19 protein-coding genes are annotated in these 22991 nt (G+C 30.5%); 8 read left to right on the top strand and 11 right to left on the bottom strand.

Annotated elements, in window-relative coordinates:
• Nucleotides 1-155: 155 nt before the first annotated feature.
• Together Q0049_RS02230 and topA are read right to left on the bottom strand one after the other, a co-directional pair.
• A complete protein-coding gene (locus Q0049_RS02230; RefSeq protein ID WP_298116083.1) occupies nucleotides 156-1301 on the bottom strand; it encodes a formimidoylglutamase in 1146 nt (381 codons plus the stop codon).
• Nucleotides 1302-1304: 3 nt separating this feature from the next.
• Nucleotides 1305-3806, bottom strand: coding sequence for a type I DNA topoisomerase (gene topA, locus Q0049_RS02225; RefSeq protein WP_298116081.1), 2502 nt, complete (start codon nucleotides 3804-3806; stop codon nucleotides 1305-1307).
• Between the two features lie 316 nt (nucleotides 3807-4122).
• Here topA and miaB point away from each other — a divergent pair, with 316 nt between their 5' ends.
• The 8 genes from miaB (at nucleotide 4123) to groL (ending at nucleotide 11666) form a co-directional block, all read left to right on the top strand.
• Entirely contained in the window at nucleotides 4123-5571 is a 1449-nt protein-coding gene (gene miaB, locus Q0049_RS02220) for a tRNA (N6-isopentenyl adenosine(37)-C2)-methylthiotransferase MiaB (RefSeq protein WP_298116079.1), read from the top strand.
• Between the two features lie 45 nt (nucleotides 5572-5616).
• The gene (locus Q0049_RS02215) at nucleotides 5617-6135 is read left to right on the top strand and encodes a hypothetical protein (RefSeq protein WP_298116076.1); all 519 of its coding nucleotides are present in this window, start codon (nucleotides 5617-5619) and stop codon (nucleotides 6133-6135) included.
• 80 nt (nucleotides 6136-6215) lie between these two features.
• Nucleotides 6216-7475: a sigma-54-dependent Fis family transcriptional regulator gene (locus Q0049_RS02210; RefSeq protein ID WP_298116074.1), complete on the top strand. Its 1260-nt coding sequence runs from the start codon at nucleotides 6216-6218 to the stop codon at nucleotides 7473-7475.
• A gap of 67 nt (nucleotides 7476-7542) precedes the next feature.
• Nucleotides 7543-8046 (top strand): LptE family protein, encoded by a 504-nt coding sequence (locus Q0049_RS02205; protein WP_298116071.1) that lies wholly within the window; start codon nucleotides 7543-7545, stop codon nucleotides 8044-8046.
• Nucleotides 8047-8145: 99 nt separating this feature from the next.
• On the top strand, nucleotides 8146-8958 hold the full coding sequence (locus Q0049_RS02200) for a tetratricopeptide repeat protein (protein WP_298116068.1): 813 nt from the start codon (nucleotides 8146-8148) through the stop codon (nucleotides 8956-8958).
• A gap of 3 nt (nucleotides 8959-8961) precedes the next feature.
• Nucleotides 8962-9333 carry a preprotein translocase subunit SecG gene (gene secG, locus Q0049_RS02195; protein WP_298116065.1) on the top strand — a complete coding sequence of 124 codons (372 nt, stop codon included), beginning with the start codon at nucleotides 8962-8964 and terminating at the stop codon, nucleotides 9331-9333.
• A gap of 309 nt (nucleotides 9334-9642) precedes the next feature.
• A complete protein-coding gene (groES, locus tag Q0049_RS02190; protein WP_298116062.1) occupies nucleotides 9643-9918 on the top strand; it encodes a co-chaperone GroES in 276 nt (91 codons plus the stop codon).
• A gap of 116 nt (nucleotides 9919-10034) precedes the next feature.
• Nucleotides 10035-11666, top strand: coding sequence for a chaperonin GroEL (gene groL, locus Q0049_RS02185; protein ID WP_298116060.1), 1632 nt, complete (start codon nucleotides 10035-10037; stop codon nucleotides 11664-11666).
• Between the two features lie 93 nt (nucleotides 11667-11759).
• On the opposite strand, the gene Q0049_RS02180 is transcribed toward groL, so the two are convergent.
• From Q0049_RS02180 to Q0049_RS02140, 9 genes are all read right to left on the bottom strand, one after another.
• Nucleotides 11760-12608, bottom strand: coding sequence for a DUF2490 domain-containing protein (locus tag Q0049_RS02180; RefSeq protein WP_298116058.1), 849 nt, complete (start codon nucleotides 12606-12608; stop codon nucleotides 11760-11762).
• A gap of 6 nt (nucleotides 12609-12614) precedes the next feature.
• Nucleotides 12615-14222 carry a SulP family inorganic anion transporter gene (locus Q0049_RS02175; protein ID WP_298116056.1) on the bottom strand — a complete coding sequence of 536 codons (1608 nt, stop codon included), beginning with the start codon at nucleotides 14220-14222 and terminating at the stop codon, nucleotides 12615-12617.
• 18 nt (nucleotides 14223-14240) lie between these two features.
• Nucleotides 14241-16109, bottom strand: a complete 1869-nt coding sequence (locus tag Q0049_RS02170) for a proton-conducting transporter membrane subunit (RefSeq protein WP_298116055.1) — start codon at nucleotides 16107-16109, stop codon at nucleotides 14241-14243.
• A 5-nt stretch (nucleotides 16110-16114) separates the two neighbouring features.
• A complete protein-coding gene (locus Q0049_RS02165; protein ID WP_298116054.1) occupies nucleotides 16115-18607 on the bottom strand; it encodes a YbcC family protein in 2493 nt (830 codons plus the stop codon).
• A 31-nt stretch (nucleotides 18608-18638) separates the two neighbouring features.
• A complete protein-coding gene (locus Q0049_RS02160) occupies nucleotides 18639-19031 on the bottom strand; it encodes a hypothetical protein (protein WP_298116052.1) in 393 nt (130 codons plus the stop codon).
• A gap of 14 nt (nucleotides 19032-19045) precedes the next feature.
• The gene (locus tag Q0049_RS02155) at nucleotides 19046-19723 is read right to left on the bottom strand and encodes a VTT domain-containing protein (RefSeq protein ID WP_298116049.1); all 678 of its coding nucleotides are present in this window, start codon (nucleotides 19721-19723) and stop codon (nucleotides 19046-19048) included.
• Nucleotides 19724-19814: 91 nt separating this feature from the next.
• A complete protein-coding gene (locus Q0049_RS02150; protein WP_298116046.1) occupies nucleotides 19815-20555 on the bottom strand; it encodes a DUF2490 domain-containing protein in 741 nt (246 codons plus the stop codon).
• 60 nt (nucleotides 20556-20615) lie between these two features.
• Nucleotides 20616-20957 carry a metal transporter gene (locus tag Q0049_RS02145; protein ID WP_298116044.1) on the bottom strand — a complete coding sequence of 114 codons (342 nt, stop codon included), beginning with the start codon at nucleotides 20955-20957 and terminating at the stop codon, nucleotides 20616-20618.
• A 26-nt stretch (nucleotides 20958-20983) separates the two neighbouring features.
• Nucleotides 20984-22990: a TonB-dependent siderophore receptor gene (locus Q0049_RS02140; RefSeq protein WP_298116041.1), complete on the bottom strand. Its 2007-nt coding sequence runs from the start codon at nucleotides 22988-22990 to the stop codon at nucleotides 20984-20986.
• Nucleotide 22991 lies beyond the last annotated feature (1 nt).

The following is a 22991-nucleotide window of genomic DNA, read 5'->3' as shown; positions in this document are numbered from 1 at the left end:
TGACCAAAATTACAATTATTTGTCAATTGTCAAAATAAAATAATCGATAAAGTGCAAAAAAATGCGATAATTTACTTTTTTTATTATTTTTATGTGTTATATCTTACAAAATATTATTAAAATGCTTTTTTTTTTTTTTTTTTAAACATTAACATTTATAAAATACTTTTTCTTTGTGCTTTCCACCATCTTTCAGGAAATTCTTGATTACAAGCTGCAAGATAATCTTCATGTGAACAAGGTAATAACGTATTCTTTTTTAATTTATTGTTATGATTTAAAAAAAACGGAATTTCTATCCACCAACGCTCTGTTTTATTGCTTTTATAAAACACAATATCCTCATCTTCAAAAGGTACAGTATATTTTATATAATTTTCTTTACTTCCAAAAGGATACTCATTAGAACGATAATGAATACCTTCTATAAAGTACCAAATTATTTGTGCAATTAAAACAGATTCTTGTTTATTATCATTGTGATTAAATACTCCCAAACACGATACTTTATCACTTATACCTGCATATCTTGAAAGAGAACAAATTTCTTTACCATTAAAGCCATTTGGTTGAAAATTGGTAAAATTTCCAGAATCTGATGACTTTACAGAATTCATATCTAAACTTACTAAATCAGCATCACGAAAAACTGGTTCAGCAATGGAAATGTTATTACAAACTTCTCCAAGTCGATAGGCATCAAAGAAGAGTTTCTCCATTAAATCAATTTCTTCTTGGGAATTATAATAGGTTTGATAACCTACATTACTGTAATTAAAAAGATTGTTTGGTTCTTCTACAATTATTTTAGACAAATAAGACTCTGAACTAATCAAAGTTTCTTGTTTTCCCAAATCAAATTTATTATCAATCGAAACTAAATTTACCATTTGTTCTAAATCATCAAAACCACGATATAAAGCGTAAGTTAAATCTTGTGATCCACCAATAACAATAGGTATTACTTTAGTTTTAATAAGCTTCGAAACAACCCTTTGAAGCGCAAAATAAGTATCATCAAGGGAATTACCCGGAAAAATATCACCTAAATCGGCTATAGTTTTACTCCAATTTCCTGGAAACAAACTGTATAATTCTCTTCTAATATTTGACAAATTAACTTCAGAAGTGTCTTTTCCACGATTTTCAAGAACTCCAATTATAGCAATATTAATTTTTGAAATGTCAGGAAATTCTGCCTCTGTATGAAACACAACTTTGCTAGACAAATGTTGGGATGACAATTGTTTAATATCAATAATCAAATCATTATCTAATGGCGCAAGAAAATCGAATTCCATTTATTATTTCTTTTTTGTAGTTGCTTTTTTTGCAGGTGCTTTCTTAGCCGCAGGTTTTTTTGCAGGAGTTTTTTTGGCAATCATTTCTTGAACTTCTTCTAAAGTTAATTTTGAAGCATCAACATCTTTGCTTAACTCAATTTTGATTTTACCTTTTGTAATTTCGCTTCTTCCCCAACGTGCTTTTTGAACTAAAATACCTTCAGCTTCCCAATTGTGAATTACTTTATCGATATTTTTTTGAAGTTTTTCTTCAATTAATTCTTCAATATCGTTTTGAGATAAATTATCGAAATTATATTTTTTTGAAACATTAATAAAAATCCCGTTCCATTTGATGAATGGTCCAAATCTTCCTGTGCCTTTTTGAACACCTTCGCCTTTGTAAACTGCTATTGGCGCATCCGCTTGAGTTTTTTCATCGATTAAAACCTTTGCTCTTTCTAAATCTACATCAAGTGGTTCTTCACCTTTAGGAAGTGAAACAAATACTTTACCGAAACGCACAAACGGTCCAAAACGGCCTAAACTTACTTCAACTTCTTCTCCTTTATAAGTTCCTAAAGCTTTTGGAAGTAAAAATAAATTTAATGCTTCTTCTAAAGTAATATTACCAATATTTTGTTCTGGACGTAAACTTGCAAATTTCTTATCTTCATCATCGCTATCACCAATTTGAGCCATAGCACCAAATTTTCCTAAACGAACCAAAACCGTTTTACCAGATTCTGGATGTTTTCCTAAAATTCGCTCTCCACTTTCTCTGTCTGCATTAGCTTCAACATCTTTAACATTTGGATGGAATTTATCATAAAACTCCTGCATCATTTTTGTCCAATTGATATTTCCTTCTGCAATCTCGTCAAAATCTTGTTCGACTTTAGCAGTGAAATTATAATCTAAAATTGCATCAAAGTTCTTAACCAAGAAATCAGTAACAATATTTCCAATATCTGTTGGAACTAATTTTCCTTTATCTGAACCTGTATTTTCTTTCAGAATTACATCCGATACTTTTCCTGATTGCAATGTCAATTGAGTATATTTTCTTTCTTGACCTTCAAGCGTACCTTTTTCTACATAACTTCTGTTGATGATTGTAGAAATTGTTGGCGCGTAAGTTGACGGACGACCTATTCCAAGCTCTTCCAGTTTTTTAACCAAAGACGCTTCTGTATAACGACTTGGTGGACGAGAATAACGTTCTGTAGCCGTGATGTAATTGTTGATCAATTTTTCATTGACCTTCATTGCTGGCAACATTCCTTCTTGTTCTTCTTCATCCTCATCATTTCCTTCAAGATATACTTTTAAGAAACCTTCAAATTTGATTACTTCTCCCGAAGCTGTAAAAACTTCAGAATGATTATTTGCTTCAATTTTTACATTGGTTCGTTCCAATTCGGCATCACTCATTTGAGATGCTAATGTTCTTTTCCAAATTAAATCATACAAACGCGCTTGATCTCTATCAATATTTACTGTATGACGCGACATATCCGTTGGACGAATGGCTTCGTGAGCTTCTTGTGCACCTTTACTTTTATTGGTAAACGTTCTTGGTTTTGAAAATTCTTTTCCGTAAGATTTAATAATTTCCGCTTGAGCCGCATCCATTGCTTCTTTAGAAAGATTCACACTATCCGTTCTCATATACGTAATCAATCCGGCTTCGTACAAACGTTGTGCTAATTGCATGGTAATCCCAACTGGCAGATATAATTTACGAGCTGCTTCTTGTTGAAGTGTTGATGTTGTAAATGGTCCAGTTGGAGATTTTTTAGTAGGTTTTGTTTCTAAATCGCCTACTTTATAATTAGAATCGATGTTTTTATTTAAAAAATCTTCGGCTTCTTTTTTAGTATTAAAATTCTTTGGAAGTTTGGCTTTAAAAGCTCTTCCTGCTTCGTTTACAAATTCTGCCACAACAGAATAACTTGCAACAGGTTTGAAATTTTGTATTTCACGTTCGCGTTCTACAATTAATCTTACAGAAACGGATTGAACACGACCAGCAGACAATCCACCTTTAATTTTACGCCATAAAACTGGTGATAATTCGTATCCTACTAATCTGTCTAAAACTCTTCGAGCTTGTTGTGCGTTTACTAAATTATAATCAATTTCTCTAGGATTATCAATGGCTTTTAGAATGGCGTTTTTTGTAATCTCATGAAAAACAATTCTTTTAGTTTTGTTTTTATCTAATTTTAATTCTTCTGATAAATGCCAAGAAATTGCTTCTCCTTCTCGGTCCTCATCGGAAGCTAACCAAACCATATCGGCATTTTTAGCTAAACCTCTAAGTTTTGTCACTAATGCTTTTTTATCGGCAGAAACTTCATACTTTGGCTTGAATCCGTTTTCGACATCTACTCCTATTTCTTTGGAAGGCAAATCGGCAATATGTCCATAACTTGACTCGACTTGATAATCGCTGCCAAGAAATTTTTCAATGGTTTTTGCCTTTGCTGGTGACTCTACTATAACTAAATTCTTTGCCATTATGTATTTTGTTTGTTCGGCAAAAGTATATTTTTTTTTTAGATTTTTAGTTTTTGATGTGATTTTTAAAAATTACAAATATAAAAATGGAACAAATTTTAGCCCTGATTACAGTGAAAATCCTTTTCTTTTGTTGCCTTCGAGTTTACCTCATACAACAAAAGAAAAGATTGCAACGAAAAGCAGGAATATGGATTGCCGATAAATCCCAAACCATTTGCTCCTTAATAAAAGAATGTTAAACATTATCTGCCATCTTGTCAGATTTTATAATTTAGTATTATCTTTGTAGTCCGATTCAATCGAAGATTATTTTATGGAAAAAGAAATTGATGAAAAAGTTCAAGGGCAAAGTTTAGTTCTTGAAAACAAACCTGAAAACACAAAGAAACTTTATATTGAAAGTTATGGTTGCGCTATGAATTTTTCTGACAGTGAAATTGTTGCTTCTATACTTACAAATGAAGGTTATAATACTACTCAAATATTAGAAGAAGCCGATTTGGTTTTAGTAAATACGTGCTCTATTCGAGATAAAGCAGAACAAACTGTTAGAAAACGTTTAGAAAAATACAATGCTGTAAAACGTGACATCAATCCGAAAATGAAAGTAGGCGTTTTAGGTTGTATGGCAGAACGATTGAAAGAACAATTTCTAGAACAAGAGAAAATTGTTGATATGGTTGTTGGTCCGGATGCATACAAAGATTTACCAAATTTACTTGCCGAAATTGAAGATGGTCGCGATGCCATAAACGTACTATTATCTAAAGAAGAGACTTATGGTGACATTTCACCTGTGCGATTGAATTCTAATGGAGTTTCTGCCTTCGTTTCCATTACACGTGGTTGCGATAATATGTGTACGTTTTGTGTTGTTCCGTTTACTCGTGGTCGTGAAAGAAGTCGTGAACCTCAAAGTATTATGACAGAAATTCAGCAACTTTGGGATACAGGTTATAAAGAAATCACGCTATTAGGTCAAAATGTGGACAGTTACCTCTGGTATGGTGGCGGATTGAAAAAAGATTTTGATAAAGCTACTGAAATGCAACAAGCAACAGCAATTAAATTTGAACAGTTGTTAGAAATGGTAGCAATTGGTTTTCCGAAAATGCGTATTCGCTTTTCGACTTCCAATCCACAAGATATGCACGAAGAAGTACTTCATGTAATTGCGAAATATCCAAATATTTGTAAGCATATTCATTTGCCAGTACAATCGGGAAGTAATAGAATATTGAAGGAAATGAATCGACTTCACACACGTGAAGAATACATGAAATTGATTGACAACATCAAATCAATAATTCCAAATGTTTGTATAACGCAAGATATGATTGCTGGTTTTCCAACAGAAACAGAAGAAGATCATCAAGACACATTATCTTTAATGGACTATGTAAAATATAGTTTTGGGTACATGTATTCGTATTCTGAACGTCCTGGAACTTTAGCTGGAAGAAAAATGGAAGATGATGTACCAGAAGAAACCAAAGCAAGAAGATTACAAGAAATAGTTGATTTACAAAGAATTCACAGTGCTTTTAGAACACAAGAATTTTTAGGACAAACAGTTGAAGTTTTGGTTGAAAAAACATCTAAAAAATCGGAGAATGATTTATCTGGAAGAAATTCACAAAGCATAACAGTTGTTTTTCCAAAAGAAAATTATAAAGTAGGCGATTTTGTAAATGTGAAAATAACTAATTGCACCAGTGGCACGTTGATTGGTGAAGCGGTTGGTTATAGTGAAATGAATTAAAAATTTGTTTAAAGTTTAAAGTTTAAGGTTCAAAGTTTTCGAAATATGGAAAAAGAGATTGTAATTAGTTATAAGTCTAACATTGATAATTTGATGAAAGTTACAAAATATCTTTTGTTAAGATTACCCTTGTTTAAATTTATTCTTTTAGCAATAATCCTCCTTTTGGTGACTAATAATTTACCAGGATTATACAAAGAAAGTGCACAAGATAAAAACTTTTTTATAGCTATGCTTCCATATTCAATAGTAGCTTTGGTATGGGTATTTATAATCTATAGATTATTATCATCATCAAAGGAAAACTTACTTAAAAATAAAAAGAATTTTGAACTTCAAAAAATTACGTTTAAAAAGGATTCTTATATTCAAGAAGGTGAAACATTTAAAATTGAAAATTTTTGGAATGAAACCTATCAAATTAAAGAAACTAAAAGTTGGTTTTTGATTTATCCAAAGAAAAATTCAGCATTTCCAATAATAAAAGCCGATTTAATCGACAATCAATATAACGAATTAAAGGAACTATTTAGTTCAATAGACATACAGAAAAAGTTTAAATAGTTTAAAGATTTAAGATTGTTTAAGGGTTCAACCCAAACAACTTTAAACTTTAAACAAAGAAAACTTTAAACTAAAAATCAATGGAAACAGTACAATCTATAAAACAACGATTTGAAATTATAGGAAATGATCCTAAGCTCAATCGTGCGGTAGAAAAAGCAATTCAGGTTGCTCCTACTGATATTTCGGTGTTGGTAGTTGGAGAAAGTGGCGTTGGAAAAGAAAGTATTCCTAAAATAATACATTCGCTTTCACACAGAAAACATGGTAAATATATTGCTGTAAACTGTGGTGCCATTCCTGAAGGAACAATTGATAGTGAACTATTTGGACACGAAAAAGGTTCGTTTACAGGCGCAAATAATGCTCGTGAAGGGTATTTTGAAGTTGCTGATGGCGGAACTATTTTCCTTGATGAAGTTGGTGAATTGCCTTTAACTACTCAAGTTCGTTTGTTACGTGTTTTAGAAAATGGTGAATTTATAAAAGTAGGTTCATCACAAGTTCAAAAAACTAATGTTCGAATTGTAGCAGCAACTAATGTCAATATGTTTGACGCAATCGAAAAAGGAAAATTCCGTGAAGATTTATATTATCGTTTAAGCACTGTTGAAATTGGACTTCCGCCATTGCGCGAACGAAAAGACGATATTCATCTATTGTTTAGAAAATTTGCTTCTGATTTTGCACACAAATACAAAATGCCAGCTATAAAACTAGATGATGATGCGGTGAAATATTTGCTAAACTATCGTTGGAGTGGCAATATTCGTCAGTTGCGAAATTCTGCTGAACAAATATCGGTTTTAGAGACTAAAAGAGAAATTTCACTTCAAACATTAATGTCTTATTTACCTCAAGAAGGAAGTCAATTGCCGAGTGTGATTGGTGGGAAAAAAGCTGAAAATGATTTTTCTACAGAAAGAGATATTTTATACAAAGTACTTTTTGACATGAAAAGTGATTTGAATGATTTGAAAAAATTGACTTTGGAATTGATGAAAAACGGCGCAAAAGTGCAAGACATCAATCCAAATTTGATTCAGAAAGTTTACGGAAAATCAGATGAAGACACTTTTTTTGAAGATCAACCAAGAAGTGCAATAATTCCAAAAGCGGAAGAAATTGAGCAAGAAGAATTTGAAGATGATGAAGATGACAACAACTACTTATTTGCAGAAACTGTTGAAGAAGAAGAAATTTTAAAATTAGAACAAAAAGAAATTGAGCTCATCAAAAAATCTTTAGAAAAAAACAAAGGAAAAAGAAAAGCTGCTGCTGATGAACTTGGCATTTCTGAACGAACTCTATATCGAAAAATCAAACAATACGATTTATAAGTTAATTGAAAATTAAAATTTTAAAATTGCAATTAGAAAATAATATCTTTGACGTTTTAATACCTCTATGAAAAATATAAAATTTATACTTCTATTAATAATTGCTGCAACTTTCAATAGTTGTGGACCATATAACTTTACAGGTACAGGTAAAATCGATGCCAAAACCTTTCAGGTAAATTATTTTCAAAATAATGCCGAATTAATTGAACCTGGAATTGAAAGAACATTCACTCTTGAATTGCAAGATATTATTCAAAATCAAACGAATTTGAATCTTGTAAACTCAGGCGGCGATTTAATGTACGAAGGAGAGATTACAGAATATAGAATTACTCCAATGACAGCAACCGCAGATCAACGTGCTGCTCAAAACAGATTGACAATTAAAGTTATGGTTCGTTTTACAAATAAAAACAAAGAAGCCGATGATTTTGAAAAACCATTTACTTTTTTCTATGATTATGCAGGCGATTCCCAACTTGTTGGCGGAAAATTAACGGAAGCTTTAGATGTAATTTTTGAGAGAATAACACAAGACATTTTTAATGAATCGTTGGCTAAATGGTAATTAAATAGTGGGCAGTATTCCGTCACAGTTTGCAGTAAAACTCATAAATTTACAACAACAAACTGAAAACTGAAAACTGAAAACTGAAAACTGAAAACATTGAACTTAACTGATTACACTTATTTAATTAATAAACCCGATGCCATCAATGAGCGTCACAGCATTGCTTTGGAAAAAATCATGGAAGAATTTCCATACTTTCAAAGTGCACGAGTTTTACGATTAAAACATTTGTACAATCAGGATAGTTTTAAATATAACTATGCTCTAAAAGTAGCCGCAGCATTTACGACTGATCGAAGTATTTTGTTTGACTTTATAACTTCAGATTCATTTGTAACCGTTCAAAATGGTCTTTACGATCAAAAAGTTGCCGAATTATTAAATATTAATGTCGTTGAAAGCGAAATAGTTGACTATTCAAAACCGCATCAAGAAGTAAACACACTAGAACAATCCATACTTTCGTCAATATCTCAAGCAAATCCAAATGAAGCTGTTGAAGAAAAATTAAATATCGGTAAACCATTAGAGTTTACACAAAACGAAAAACATTCCTTTCAAGAATGGTTACAACTATCAAGATTAAAACCAATTGAAAGAAAAGAAACCACATCAGAAGAAGATATTGCTCGTAAGAAAAAACTTGAATTAATTGACAAGTTTATTGAAACCAACCCCAAAATTCCACCAATTGTAAAAGAAAATTCAACTTTTGCAGTACAACCCATAATTGAGGATAAATCCTACCTAATGACAGAAACATTAGCACGAGTTTATCTAGAACAAAAAAAATATTCAAAAGCAATTCAAGCTTATGAAATATTAATTTTGAAATATCCAGAAAAAAGTAGTTTCTTTGCAGACCGAATTTCAGATATAAAAAATATACAACAAAAAAATAATAATTAGAAGATGACAAATTTTACAGTATTTTTAGTTTTAATAACAATAGTTTGCTTTTTATTAATAATCGTAATCATGGTTCAAAACCCTAAAGGTGGAGGTTTATCTTCATCTATTGGAGGTTCACAAATGCTTGGTGGAGTTCAAAAAACTACTGACTTCTTAGACAAAAGTACTTGGACATTAGCAACTGCATTAATTGTTTTAGTACTACTTTCAAGTTTAAGTTTTACAGGAACATTAAGCGATAATGGTTCAAAAGTAATCGAAGAAGTAGGAAATGCTCCAGCAAAAACTGAAAAAGCAGCAACACCAGCTAATAGCACTACAACAAATGCTACAAAACCAGCTGCAACTCCTGCAACACCAGAAAAAAAATAAGAATTATATAATTCAATATGAAAGTCTCGATAAAAATCGGGACTTTTTTTGTATTATTTTGGAGCGAATGTCTTGCGTGTTTTTACAATCCATTTTCCTGCTCTCGTCAGTCACTTTGTTTCGTCTCGATTTGTGACGAGACGAAACAAGAGTTCCAACAATGACGAGATCAGGGCTAAACTGAAATCGCCTTGCCTATTATTTCAATTTTCAAAACAACTCTGTAAAAATGTCAGTTTTACTCAAATGGCACAATTTCTGACTAATAAATAATAACTTAAAAATTATTTTAATTAAATATTTAAAATTATGGCATTAAACATTAAACCGCTTTCAGACCGAGTAATTGTGGAACCAGCAGCTGCAGAAACACAAACAGCTTCTGGAATTATTATTCCTGATACAGCTAAAGAAAAACCTCAAAAAGGTACTGTTGTTGCTGTAGGAAATGGAAAAAAAGACGAACCAATGACAGTAAAAATTGGTGATACTGTTCTTTATGGAAAATATGCAGGAACCGATTTAAAACTTGATGGCAAAGATTATCTTATCATGAGAGAAGATGATATTCTTGCAATAATCTAAATTTTGTTTCAAGTTTACTTCGCCTGTTCACTATCGTTCGGGTCAGGTTTCAAGTTTGAATCCTGTAAATAAAACTATAAACTAAAACAACTTTAAACTTTAAACTAAAATTAAAAATGGCAAAAGATATAAAATTCGATATTGAAGCACGTGACGGATTAAAACGTGGTGTTGATGCATTAGCAAACGCAGTAAAAGTAACCCTTGGACCAAAAGGAAGAAATGTAATTATTTCAAAATCATTTGGCGGACCAACAGTAACTAAAGATGGTGTTTCTGTTGCAAAAGAGGTAGAATTAAAAGACCCATTAGAAAATATGGGTGCTCAAATGGTAAAAGAAGTAGCTTCAAAAACTAATGATTTAGCTGGAGATGGAACTACAACTGCAACCGTTTTAGCGCAAGCAATTGTAAAAGAAGGATTGAAAAACGTTGCCGCAGGAGCAAATCCAATGGATTTAAAACGCGGAATAGACAAAGCCGTTGAAGCCATTGTAGCAGATTTAGGAAAACAAGCACAAGAAGTTGGTTCTTCATCTGAAAAAATCAAGCAAGTTGCCTCAATTTCAGCTAACAATGACGAAGTTATTGGTGATTTAATTGCAACTGCTTTTGGAAAAGTTGGAAAAGAAGGTGTTATCACAGTTGAAGAAGCTAAAGGAACTGATACCTATGTTGATGTTGTTGAAGGAATGCAATTTGATAGAGGATATTTATCACCTTATTTTGTTACAAATCCAGAAAAAATGAATGTGGAATTAGATAGTCCATACATTTTATTATACGACAAAAAAGTATCTTCACTAAAAGAGTTACTTCCTGTTTTAGAACCTGTAGCACAATCTGGTAAACCTTTATTAATTATTGCTGAAGATGTTGATGGAGAAGCTTTATCAACTTTAGTTGTAAATAAACTTCGTGGTGCATTAAAAATTGCAGCAGTAAAAGCACCAGGTTTTGGTGATAGAAGAAAAGCAATGTTAGAAGATATTGCCATCTTAACTGGTGGAACTGTAATTGCAGAAGAAAGTGGATACACTTTAGAAAACGCAACACTTGAAATGCTTGGAACTGCAGAAAAAATAGTAATCGATAAAGATAATACTACAATAGTAAACGGTTCTGGTAATGCAGATTTAATTAAAAATAGAGTAAACCAAATTAAAGGTCAGATGGAAACTACAACATCTGATTATGATAAAGAAAAACTACAAGAACGTTTGGCTAAATTAGCTGGTGGTGTTGCTGTTCTTTATGTTGGTGCTGCTTCTGAAGTTGAAATGAAAGAGAAAAAAGACAGAGTTGATGATGCTTTACATGCCACTCGTGCTGCCGTTGAAGAAGGAATTGTTGCTGGTGGAGGTGTTGCTTTATTAAGAGCAAAAAATGCTTTATCAACAATAAAAGCTGATAATGCTGATGAAGCAACAGGAATTCAAATTGTGTTCCGTGCAGTGGAATCTCCATTGAGAACTATTGTAGAAAATGCAGGTCTTGAAGGTTCAGTAGTTGTAGCAAAAGTATCTGAAGGAAAAGACAACTTTGGTTACAATGCTAAAACAGACGAATATGTTGATATGTTAAAAGCAGGAATCATCGATCCTAAAAAAGTAACACGCGTAGCACTTGAAAATGCTGCTTCTGTTGCAGGAATGATTCTAACTACAGAATGCGCTTTAATCGACATCAAAGAGGAAAACGCTGGTGGAGGAATGCCAATGGGCGGAGGAATGCCAGGAATGATGTAATGGGTAAATTCCAAATAACAAATTTCAAATAACAAAAAATCCGTTCTGAATTATTAGAACGGATTTTTTTTTATTAACACCAAACTCTATAAATTATTTTTTAGTAAAATCTAAATTAGTTATGTATGATATTCTTAACGTTGGATTACTTTCATGAAAAGTATTTGTAAAATTCCAAATGTTTTGATGAATATAACTCAATTGAATTTGTTGATTTTTATCAATATTGTAACCTAAGCCTCCAATAACTCGATTCTGATTGAAAAGAGTTTTTCCAGCATTTGACCCTAAATTTATAAAAGCTTCATCACCCAAAATTCCGAATAGTTTTACTTTATCAGCCTTCTCAATTAAAGTATAATTCACAAGAAACATGTATCGCAACCTGTTTCTATAATCATAATGATCAATTACATATTCATCTCCTTTTTTTAATGCAATTCCAACATACCTAAACTCATCTCTTAAACGATGCGTAAACTTAAAATCTCCTTTGGTTTGCACAAATGTTCCTTGAATCCAAAAATGGTTCTCAGGTATGTCCGTTTTATTTAAAGAAGGATTTCCATAAACATAAGTGTTATAATGTGAATATCCTATACTGCCATTAAATTTTTTAGTAAATTGATAATCAATAGATGGTCTAATAAAATACTGCTGTTTTTCTGAAAGCCCATTGGCATATCGCATTGTTGCTTCTAATGTAAAAGAAATTTTATCAGTTATCTTATTTTTTCCAACATAATGAAACCAAAGATTATTGTTACTTGTCTTTGTTTGTGCAGTAGAATTATTAGTCATAATAAATCCCAAAAAACTAAAAAGTAGAATCATTAAAACGTTATACTTTTTATTTAATGTGAATCTATTCTTCGTTAAATCTATAAAAGACTTAAAACTTATAGCTTTTTTGTTTTCCAAAAATGTTATAATTGTATTCATAATGAGTTATTGAACTAAGTTTAAGTTTTTTCTTGAAGATTTTGGATGCGAAGAAAATGCAACATGATTATCTAAACCTTTAATTGACACTTTTCCGCCATTTGACTCATAATCATGAATGAAATGATCCAAGTTTTCTAAAACAGAATTGTCTACAATTTTGGTTTTCTTCAAATCAATAGTAACATTAAATCCATAAGGGATTTCTTCTAACTTTCTTTTGATTCCTAAAAAATTGGTAAAAATTGCTGCTTTACTGATCGTTACCAAATACTCGTTACCTTCGAAAGCAACTTGCGTAGGTGCTTTAAAAAAAGAAGATATTGGTGTGCCATGAAACAAATGAATAATCATATTCAATACCATTCCTGCGGCAATACCAACTAATAAATCTTCAAATAAAGTAAAAAATATAGTTACTAAAAATATTGCCAATTGTTCTTTTCCGATTTCAAAAGTGTGAATAAACTCTTTAGGATGCGATAATTTTATTCCAACTGTAATCAACATAGCCGCTAAAGCAGCATTTGGAATCATCTCTAATAATGGAGAGGCAACCAGTAAAAAAATTAAAATAAAAAATCCGTGAAAAAAATTAGCCCATCTTGTTTTTCCACCATTATTCACGTTTGAAGAACTTCGAGCTACCTCAGCAATCATTGGTAAACCTCCTAATAGTGCCGTAAAAACATTTCCAATTCCAACTGCAATCAAATCCTTATTTGCATTTGATTTTCTTTTGTAAGGATCAATTAAATCAATTGCTTTTACCGTTAACAAACTTTCTAGAGTTCCAACTAATGCAAACATGATTACATATTTTATAAAAATACCGGTTTGAGAAAATCCATCAAAACTTGCATTGAAATCTAAATTATCTATTAAACTTCCTATTTTAACCAATGCATAAGGTGGCTCAGTTTGGGCAAAATTCATAAATAATTCGGCAGGAATGGCAAATAACAAAACAACAAGTGGAGCAGGAAACATTTTAATATACTTGTTTTTAATATAAGGCCAAGCCATCATAATGGTTAAACTAACAATACCAATAATAGTGGCTTTATAATCTAAATTCATAATAAAATCTGGAATATTGACTAATAATGCTAGTGGACTTTTGCCTTTAGCTAGTGTTGGATTATCGTTTAACAACACTGGGATTTGCTTAGCAATTATTATAATACCAATAGCAGCTAACATTCCGTGAATAGCAGAAAGCGGAAAAAAATCGGCTAACTTTCCTAGTTTTAAAATACCAAATAATATTTGTACTAAACCAGCAATTACCATTGCTCCCAAAGCTAACTTCCAACCTAGTAGGTTATCTCCTTTGCCAAATTCAGCAACCGCACCAGCAACAATAACTATTAATCCTGCTGCTGGACCTTTTATTGTTAATCTAGAACCCGATAATAAACTTACAATTAAACCACCAATAATTGCGGTAATTAAACCCATGATAGGAGGAAAATCAGACGCTTTAGCAATTCCTAAACTTAATGGAAGTGCTAATAAAAATACAATGAAACCAGATATAGCATCTGATGAGAAATTTTCTTTTAAACCTGCAATTCCATCTGCAGGGATTACTTTTTTTAATTTTGCGTTCATAAAAATGAATATATTTTATTAAGATGATTTATAAGGTAATTCGTGATACGTTTTAATGTGTGTTCCTAAGAAAAGTCTAGTATAAATTCTAACACCAGCTATTCCTGAAACCACAAAACTACTTGCCACTAAAAAAGCTAAAACTACTTGGTGACTTTCAATATGACTAAACAATAAGTCTTCGCCAATAAAAGTAGAAGTTATAGGAAAACCAGTCACTCCAAGTGCAGCTAGTAAGAAAAAGAAAGCAAATCTTGGATGCTCATATACGTGACCTGAATGCTGTATTAAAAGAATTCTCTTTTCCATTGACTTTAATTTTAATAAAGCAATGTATCCAATAGTACCAGCAATAATAATCCCAGATATATACAATGAAATTTCATAGTAACTAACTTTTTCGTTATATAAAATAGCTAATACAATCCAGAAATGGTTAAAAACTATTAATAACCAAGCTACAAATGGACTTTTTCTTTCTGAAAATGCTTTAAAAACGAATATAATTCCAATAGTTACAAAAATTTCAGGCAGATAATTCGTGATAAAATTTGGTATTGAATTTTTAAAATACAAACTAATAATTCCAACTAAATAAGTACTTAAAAACAATAAGAATAATTTTTTTAGATTCAAGAAATTTAATTTATTCCCAATTATGTTTAATGGATTCCATAAAAACATTCTAATAATTTTTTCTAAATGAAATTCATTCAAACTTAAAACATAAAATGCACTTTCAATTTTTTTTGAAATAAAGCGTTTACTATGTTTTTTGGGTACAAAATTGTAAAACTGTTCTCGTATCAAATAACTCACTACAGATGGAGAAACTAATAGCTGATAAGTTCTTAAAAATGCATTTCCTGCGATATGAAATAAAGCTAATGTTTCTAATCCTAGAGCAATTTCTATAAATATCAATCCAATTTGCGATATAGAACTATAGGCGATTTGACTTTTTACAGAAGATTGAACTCTAGCAATTAATGTTGTTATGACACTTGTAGTTAATCCCATAAAGCCAATTGCAATTCGCATAGAAGTTTGATGTTCCCAAAAAGGCATCGTTCTTAACATTAAAAACGCACCTAAATGCACCGATAGTGAACCATAAAAAATAGCACTTGAAGGTGTTGGACCTTCCATAGCTCTTGGCAACCAAGATGAAAATGGAACTTGAGCCGATTTTACCGCAGCTGCACATGCTAAACACAATGCAATAAAAGAACCAATTAAGGAGTGACTTTGTAAATGCTCATTGACTAATTCATAGTTATGAAGTCGAATAAAAGTGATGTTTTCATGAAACAAATGATGGCTAGCCCACATCGCTAAAATAATTCCAACATCGCCAATTCTATAGATTGAAAATACTCGGAAAGCATTTTTTACAGGCAAATAACGTTCTCTGTAAAAACCAATTAATAAGAATGATGAAATTCCGATAATTTCCCAACCAATAAATAAAGTTTCAAAATTTCCTGATAAAATTGCTAAATTATATCCGAAAAAGAAAAACAAAACTGTAATAAAAAATCGTTTATATCCTTTTTCACGATGCAAATAATAGCGACTATAAGTAGTTATCATTGAAGTTAATAAAGCTCCAATAAATAGATAAACTGCTGTTACCTTGTCAAAGTAAAAATCTATAAAAAAGTTATAATCATTTGTTTTCACTAAAGAGACTTCGAATAAATTCAAATCTTTACAGTCGTTAATAATCCAATAGCAAATAAAAACACATAAAACAATCAACTGAACAAAAACAGTTGTAAATGCAGTCAATGACAACCATGATTCTCTCTTTTCAGGAATAAAAAAACTAATCAAAAATCCTAAAACAGGAATAATGATAAATACTAATAAAAATTCATTTGTCATCATACTTATTTTATTAGAGTTACATTTAAATTATCTGAACTTGTCAAAGCATATTCTAAAGAATTATCAATACTTTTTATATCAAATGAAATTGGTTTATAGATTTCAAATTCACCATTAACAAAACGATATAATTCTTTACTCTCAGGATGTAAAGCAACCAAATTCACCCAATTATTAACAAACCACTCATACGTACTAGGAGCTTTTGTTATAGCATATTTTACAATATCTGGAAAATGTTCTACTATTATTAACAACCGCAATGGATCATGAAGTTCAATCATTTGACTAGGTAAACCTGGACGTAAATCGCCATCAATGCCATTTGCAACTCCAATTAACCCCATTACATTATGCGGTAATTTAGAACCTGCGCCTAGTTTATGATTATCAACTCTTGAGAAATAATATTCTAAATTAATTCCTCCTCCAACAGGTGCTACAGCATTTAAAATACCAGCTAAATAATCGCCTTTTGGATCTACTTTGTAATCAAAAGAATTCATAAATGAGCGTCTGTCTAAAAACAAATGATCCGAAACATTTCTTCTTCCAACAATGCATATAGCATTTGTAGCATGATTTAACTCGGGACGAGGTTCAAAAAGTGAAACCGAACGATTTTTTATTTTTTCGTGAACTTTTGAAATACTCTCACTAGAGTTAATAGTATCAAATCTTCTTGAACGCTCTATAGCATTGTTAGCTAATGCCTTAATAAATATTTTACTGTTTTCCTTATGTAAAAAATTATTATGTTCAGAAAGTAATTGCTCATCGTAAAAAACAATTTCATCCCTTGTTGTATCGTGTAAAGCAGGTAAAAATTGAGTTTCTGTTGGAATAAAAATGCCTCTCGCTACTAAAATTTCACGAACTTTTTTATGATTAGCAGCATAACTCAAAACTTTAGCATTTACACTACTTGGTCTTCCACTACAAGCTCCACAATCGTAACCTGCAAAATGGGTATTGTTAACGCTAGTAGAACCATGACCGACAACATAAACGATTGGTGCAAAGTTTTCTACCAAACCTATACTTTTTAAAATACCTTCAACACGGTTAGCCATTTCTTCAATTGAAAAACCAACTTGCAATCCATCAATAACATCATTAGGATTGGTATTTTCAATTACTAATTGCGATTTTTTATTTAAATGTTTAAAAGAAGAAGATGTAGCAGGCGACATACTTGGCTTAAAAATATTTAAAAACAATTTAAACGCAGAAGCATAACCTAAAGTTTGAGAAATTAACCAACCAAAAAATAATGAATGTGATTTTTTGTTGTAGTGAAAATCTTTCGCTCTTTTTTTCTTTCGAGGCAATTCTTTAATTAAAAATTTTGGTGTAACTGGAGCTGGACATAATTTAGTAAAGAATTTCCCATTTATAGGTTGATAGAAAAATTCAAAGTTAAAAAATGCTGCTGTTCCAAAGGTTCTTGCGTTTGGCTCTAAAGCTTCAATATGTCTTCGGAAAGAACATTCACGGTCGTCCATACAAAACAAAGCTTGAAATGCAGGAGTGATGCCAATTTTATTTTCATCTTTTTTATGTTGTAAACCTGTTAAGACTTGATTGTAAAAGGACCATTCAAATGCCTCTTGCCAAATGGAAAGCACATCAAAATATTCTGAATATTCTGATTTAGAAAACAAATCATAAGTTTCAAATGAAACTTTAGAAATTAAAGGTTCCCAATTTTCATTAAACTTTTTATCCAACGCATCAACTTCTAAAAGCAACTCAAAGGTAATGAGCTCTTTAAGTGTTATTTTTCTTTCATCTAATAAAGAATTGGGATTGCTTTCTAGAGTTGCAATCATACCACTCCAACCAGGATGCGAAAATTGTTGATCAAAAAGATAATTTTCAAAATACAAGCTATCACCAACCAAAATTTGTAATAGTTGAGAAATAGAAGCATTTTCTTTGAGTAATTTTTTAGCTCTTGATGTTGAAAAAACACTAAATAAACCATTGTTATTTAGTTCTCTTATTGAAGCTAAAAAACCATCTTCGTGAATTGGAAAAGGCCAAACAGAAATGCCTTGATCTAAATAACTACACAAAATTCTAAAAAGAATACCGTGAGTTGATTTATCTAAATTTATAGCATATTTTTCTTTCCAAAGACTTCTTAACTTTCCAATTCTTGAGTGAATCGATTCATCGTAAGCTTTGTTTAAAACATTTTCATTCCAAAGATTAAATTGATTAATCCCTTTTCTTTCTTTAATTACTTTTTCAAGTATATCTTTATTAATTTTTTTATTTTGAAATTTTTCTTTGTATTCAATAAGAGATAAATACGTTTTATATCCAAAAATTTCTGATGAGTTTTGCAAGGCTTCAAAAAAGTTTTTTTCTTGAAAAGCATGCAAAGTATTATGATGAACAAAGTCTTTCAATGGATTTTGTGCAGGTAAATAATGCGCAAGATTTTGAAGCACTATTGTTTCATCAAACAATAATGTTTTAGAATTCATAAATAATGATTTAATTATTAATTTATTTTACTTAAACTAATATTAAATCGGTGTAGAGTTTCCACTTACAGAAGAGCTTGTAGAGTGGTATTTTATTTTTAATTGAAGAAAATTGGCAGCTAAAAATTGTCTGTTTTTTTGCTGCAACTTCCTCTAAATAAAAATTTTCAAAGATTATTTGTTTATACGAATTGAATTCGAATTCAAATTCAAATTCATCAACACAAAAGTCTGAATCCTTCTCGGTTTCAACAAAGAAATTTAATTTGTTAAACTTTTTATTTGAGAAAATATTTATATTCTCAACACTCTTTTTTGGTATAAATATATCGTTATTGTGTATATCTAAAGAACCAATACTTAAGTGAAAAAGTATTCCAATGAAAGTAATGAAAAATAAACTCTTATTGATAACGAGTTTCATAAAACCAAATTAATTTATTCTAAATGTACTCTCTTCTTTAATAATTTCCATAAAACAGGAACCGTTGTAAACAACACAATTCCGATAACAATATATTCAATATAATGCTTTAAATCGATATTGAATTGTGACAAGAATAATTCATATAAATAATGTCCTGCAAAAATCATTGTAAATGACCATAAAACAGAACCAAGGATATTATAAAACATAAACTTCTTTCTATCCATAGAAACTATTCCTGCTATTACTGGAGCAAAAGTTCTAAAAATTGGTAAAAAACGTGCAAAAACTATGGCTTTGCTACCGTATTTTTCAAAGAAATCTTGTGATTGATATAAATATTTTTTCTTAAAAAAGAAGCTGTCTTCTCTTTTGTACAAATAATTTCCGCTCTTTTTCCCAAACCAATATCCAATCATATTTCCAAAAACTCCCATCAAGGAAATTAATGATGCAAGAAGGACAACATTAAGAAAGTCGTTTCCTGTAGAAATTTCTTTCATTAGTAACTCACTGTATATTCCGCATAGGAAAAGTAAACTATCTCCAGGCAAAAAGAATCCTGCTAATAATCCTGTTTCTGCAAATACGATAAATAAAACAACATACAATCCAATTTTAATTCCTCCAAGTTCAAGAAGAATATAAAACTCTGGGTTTAATAGTTGTTTCCAATCAAATTGATCCATAAAAAAGTTAAGTTTTATTTGAGGCCGTGAAAGTAACGAATATTTATTTTATATGATAATATAAACATCAATTTTGACTTATTTATAACATTTATTTCTCTTTATAAAGAATTAAATTTTGAAATAATGTTAAGGAAAATGTGTGATTCATTAAATCATTACCAACACTTGGGTTTATATAATGATTCAAATAAGCAACCTCAAATCGGATACTGTTTTTATAATTAATTCCAAAACCAAATAAAAATCTATTTTGATCAAAAAAACTAGAATTGACTTTATTATCACCAATATTCAAGAAAACCTCATCTTGTAACACTAAATATAGTTCTTCATTTCCTGATTTGAAATCCATAACATGAAAAAGGTTTCGATTTAGATAACGAAATCTATTTTGAAAATTGGTTTCTATTTTTTTTACTGAACCATCAACTAAACCAATTTTATCAACAAATCGTTGTTCTAAACGAAAGCGATTAATAAATATATTTTTATCATTATTCCATTTTGAATTCAATTGTATTTGTTCCCAAATTCTATCTTCATTAAAATAATCATCCACACTAGCGTTAAAAGTATTTATCAATCCATAACCTAAAGCAAAGGTCATTTTAGAATTTTTATTGTAAAATGCACCCAATCGAAACAAATTTTGATTGCTTCTTTGCAGCTCATCATCTAATCTAAATTGTGCCTCAATATGATATCCCCATTTTTTAGAAACATTGTATTGACCCACATAAGCAAACCAATTCGCCTGATTGTGTTCTAATTTTTGCGCAAAACAAATTGTGGTAAAAGTTAAAACAAATAGGCTTAAAATAAATTTCATTTTTCTCATACAACAAAGATATAAATAAAAAACTCCTTAATTTCTTAAGGAGTTTCACAATTATTTTCTTTCATAATTACAACAACCATGAAGTTTACTGTAAGCTTCGTCAGTTGCTTTAACTTCATCTGTATCGTGACCTACATTTGCAACAGCTCTTTTTACATCTAATGTTGAACATTTCTCTTCATTAATTATTAAATGCAACATATGATCATCCGTGTGATACTCAGCACTTTTTACACCTTTTACAGAGTAAGCCGCTTTTTCAATTCGCTTTTTACACATTTCACAATTGCCATTTACTTCTACATCGTGTTTTGCATTTTTATTTTTTTTCTCTTGTCCTTGTGTTGTAAGAGTTACAAATAGTAACATCATTCCTAAAATTATATTTTTCATATTGTTATTGATTTTTAAAATCATTATTATTTTATTTTAAATCGTAATCCCATGTAATACATTTGTCCAAAAATTGGAGCATACACAATTGAGGTATCAAAATGTGTTCCAAATGGATTATGTTCACCTAAAATAGCATTTTCCTGTTTATAGTTTCCTATGTTTTCGCCTCCAATATACATTTCAAATGTGCTTGAAAATGTTCGGGTTATTTGTGTATTCATCACTGAAAATGATGGTGAAAAATTTGGCAATCTATCTTCAACTGGATTTGTAGCTGTATTTGGCAATTGTTGTCTTCCTAACCAATTAACGGTAAAATCAAATTTCCATTGTTGACCTTTATCTTTTATGTGGGTTTCATATTCTAAATTGCCAAAAAATCTATGCTTTGCTTGCAACGGACGTTGAAAATTTCCAGATAAATAATCGGTAGAAATATCATAATATTTATATGCTGTCCTAAAATTAAAATGTTTGATGATTTCATAATTAAATTCCAATTGCAAACTATTAGCAAACGAATTTCCTCTCAAATTATAAAACAAAACACTTTGTGGACTTTGCATCACATCTACAATTACTTGATTTTGAAAATCCGTTCGATAAAAATCCAAAGTTGCATCGGCATTTCTACCAAATAATTTAAAATTTTGAGTAAAACTAACTCCATAATTCCAAGCAATTTCTGGATTTAAGCCATAAGTTTTGCCATCAGTATCTAAAACAGAAAAAGCTCTCGAACTACCAAAAAGATTTTGATTTTCGGCATAGATATTAGCGGCACGTTTACCTCTTCCGGCAGAAAATCTAAAAACTGATTTTTCCCAAGGATTGTATCTTACATGAAGTCTTGGTGTAAAAAAAGCTCCTAACCTATTGTGATAATCAAATCTTCCGCCAAGGATATAACTAAATTTATCATTGTCATCAAAAGTATATTCAAAAAAAGCACCTACAGAATTATCAATTCTACTAACATTTGAAAGTGTCACAAATTCAGCATATTTATCATATGTAAAATTTAATCCTGTGGCAAATTTGTTTCTTGTGTTATTGATAATAGAATTAAAAATTAAGTTCGAATAATAACTCTGTTGCTTGATATTATATTGATTTAAACCAAAATAAGATTCTTGATTGTGATTACTAAAAGCATTCTGAAAACCAATACTTTGATAAGGCATATCTTCAAAAACATAACCTACTTTAGACGAAAAGTCAAATCGTTGTGTGTTAATTTCTGAACCCCAAAAATTGGTTGTCAATTTATCTCTATTGGGATCAAAATCAATTTCACCAGTTTGCTTTTCATCATTCATAAATTTAAAATTTATAAATGACACCCAACCCGATTCTGGATTAGAATATTGCCATCGGTTTAACAAATTAATTTGCTTTCCAAGAGGATTATCTAGAAAATGATCATGATTCATATCGTTTTTTGAAACCCTAGCATTCCCATGAACATATAAACTTGTTGCCCATTTATCTGAAACTTTCTTATTGAAATGTGTGTTTACCTCAAATCTAGAATCGGTTGAACCATAAACATTCAAATAGAATGGAATATCATTCATAGGTTTAATCAATTCGGTATTTATTTGTCCCGAAATGCTTTCAAAACCATTAACAACACTTCCTGCTCCTTTTGTAATTTGGATACTCTCAACCCATGTTCCTGGCGTAAATGACAATCCATAAGCTTGTGAAGCTCCACGAACAGAAGGAATATTTTCCTCTGTAATCATTAAATAAGGCGAAGTTAAACCTAACATTTTTATCTGCTTAGTTCCTGTTAAAGCATCTGAAAAATTGACATCTATTGATGGATTTGTTTCAAAACTTTCAGCCAAATTGCAACAAGCTGCTTTAAGTAACTCTTTGCTTGAAACTACTGAAGTGTTAGTAGTTTTTTTAAGTGATTTTTGAATTCCTTTTTTCTTATTTTCAATTTTAACTTCCTCTATTTCTTTTTGAGAAAAAGCTACAATCGAAAACAACAATGTAAAGAACAACATTGATTTTTTCATT

This window comes from Flavobacterium sp. (assembly GCF_027484205.1).
Lineage (GTDB): Bacteria > Bacteroidota > Bacteroidia > Flavobacteriales > Flavobacteriaceae > Flavobacterium.
This window is presented reverse-complemented; position numbering and strand designations above follow the sequence as displayed.

Excerpts from the sequence above, each read along its gene's own strand:
- Q0049_RS02230 (WP_298116083.1), bottom strand. The coding sequence starts at position 1,301 with ATGGAATTCGATTTTCTTGCGCCATTAGATAATGATTTGATTATTGAT.
- topA (WP_298116081.1), bottom strand. The coding sequence starts at position 3,806 with ATGGCAAAGAATTTAGTTATAGTAGAGTCACCAGCAAAGGCAAAAACC.
- miaB (WP_298116079.1), top strand. The coding sequence starts at position 4,123 with ATGGAAAAAGAAATTGATGAAAAAGTTCAAGGGCAAAGTTTAGTTCTT.
- Q0049_RS02215 (WP_298116076.1), top strand. The coding sequence starts at position 5,617 with ATGGAAAAAGAGATTGTAATTAGTTATAAGTCTAACATTGATAATTTG.
- Q0049_RS02210 (WP_298116074.1), top strand. The coding sequence starts at position 6,216 with ATGGAAACAGTACAATCTATAAAACAACGATTTGAAATTATAGGAAAT.
- Q0049_RS02205 (WP_298116071.1), top strand. The coding sequence starts at position 7,543 with ATGAAAAATATAAAATTTATACTTCTATTAATAATTGCTGCAACTTTC.
- secG (WP_298116065.1), top strand. The coding sequence starts at position 8,962 with ATGACAAATTTTACAGTATTTTTAGTTTTAATAACAATAGTTTGCTTT.
- groES (WP_298116062.1), top strand. The coding sequence starts at position 9,643 with ATGGCATTAAACATTAAACCGCTTTCAGACCGAGTAATTGTGGAACCA.
- groL (WP_298116060.1), top strand. The coding sequence starts at position 10,035 with ATGGCAAAAGATATAAAATTCGATATTGAAGCACGTGACGGATTAAAA.
- Q0049_RS02180 (WP_298116058.1), bottom strand. The coding sequence starts at position 12,608 with ATGAATACAATTATAACATTTTTGGAAAACAAAAAAGCTATAAGTTTT.
- Q0049_RS02175 (WP_298116056.1), bottom strand. The coding sequence starts at position 14,222 with ATGAACGCAAAATTAAAAAAAGTAATCCCTGCAGATGGAATTGCAGGT.
- Q0049_RS02170 (WP_298116055.1), bottom strand. The coding sequence starts at position 16,109 with ATGACAAATGAATTTTTATTAGTATTTATCATTATTCCTGTTTTAGGA.
- Q0049_RS02165 (WP_298116054.1), bottom strand. The coding sequence starts at position 18,607 with ATGAATTCTAAAACATTATTGTTTGATGAAACAATAGTGCTTCAAAAT.
- Q0049_RS02160 (WP_298116052.1), bottom strand. The coding sequence starts at position 19,031 with ATGAAACTCGTTATCAATAAGAGTTTATTTTTCATTACTTTCATTGGA.
- Q0049_RS02155 (WP_298116049.1), bottom strand. The coding sequence starts at position 19,723 with ATGGATCAATTTGATTGGAAACAACTATTAAACCCAGAGTTTTATATT.
- Q0049_RS02150 (WP_298116046.1), bottom strand. The coding sequence starts at position 20,555 with ATGAAATTTATTTTAAGCCTATTTGTTTTAACTTTTACCACAATTTGT.
- Q0049_RS02145 (WP_298116044.1), bottom strand. The coding sequence starts at position 20,957 with ATGAAAAATATAATTTTAGGAATGATGTTACTATTTGTAACTCTTACA.
- Q0049_RS02140 (WP_298116041.1), bottom strand. The coding sequence starts at position 22,990 with ATGAAAAAATCAATGTTGTTCTTTACATTGTTGTTTTCGATTGTAGCT.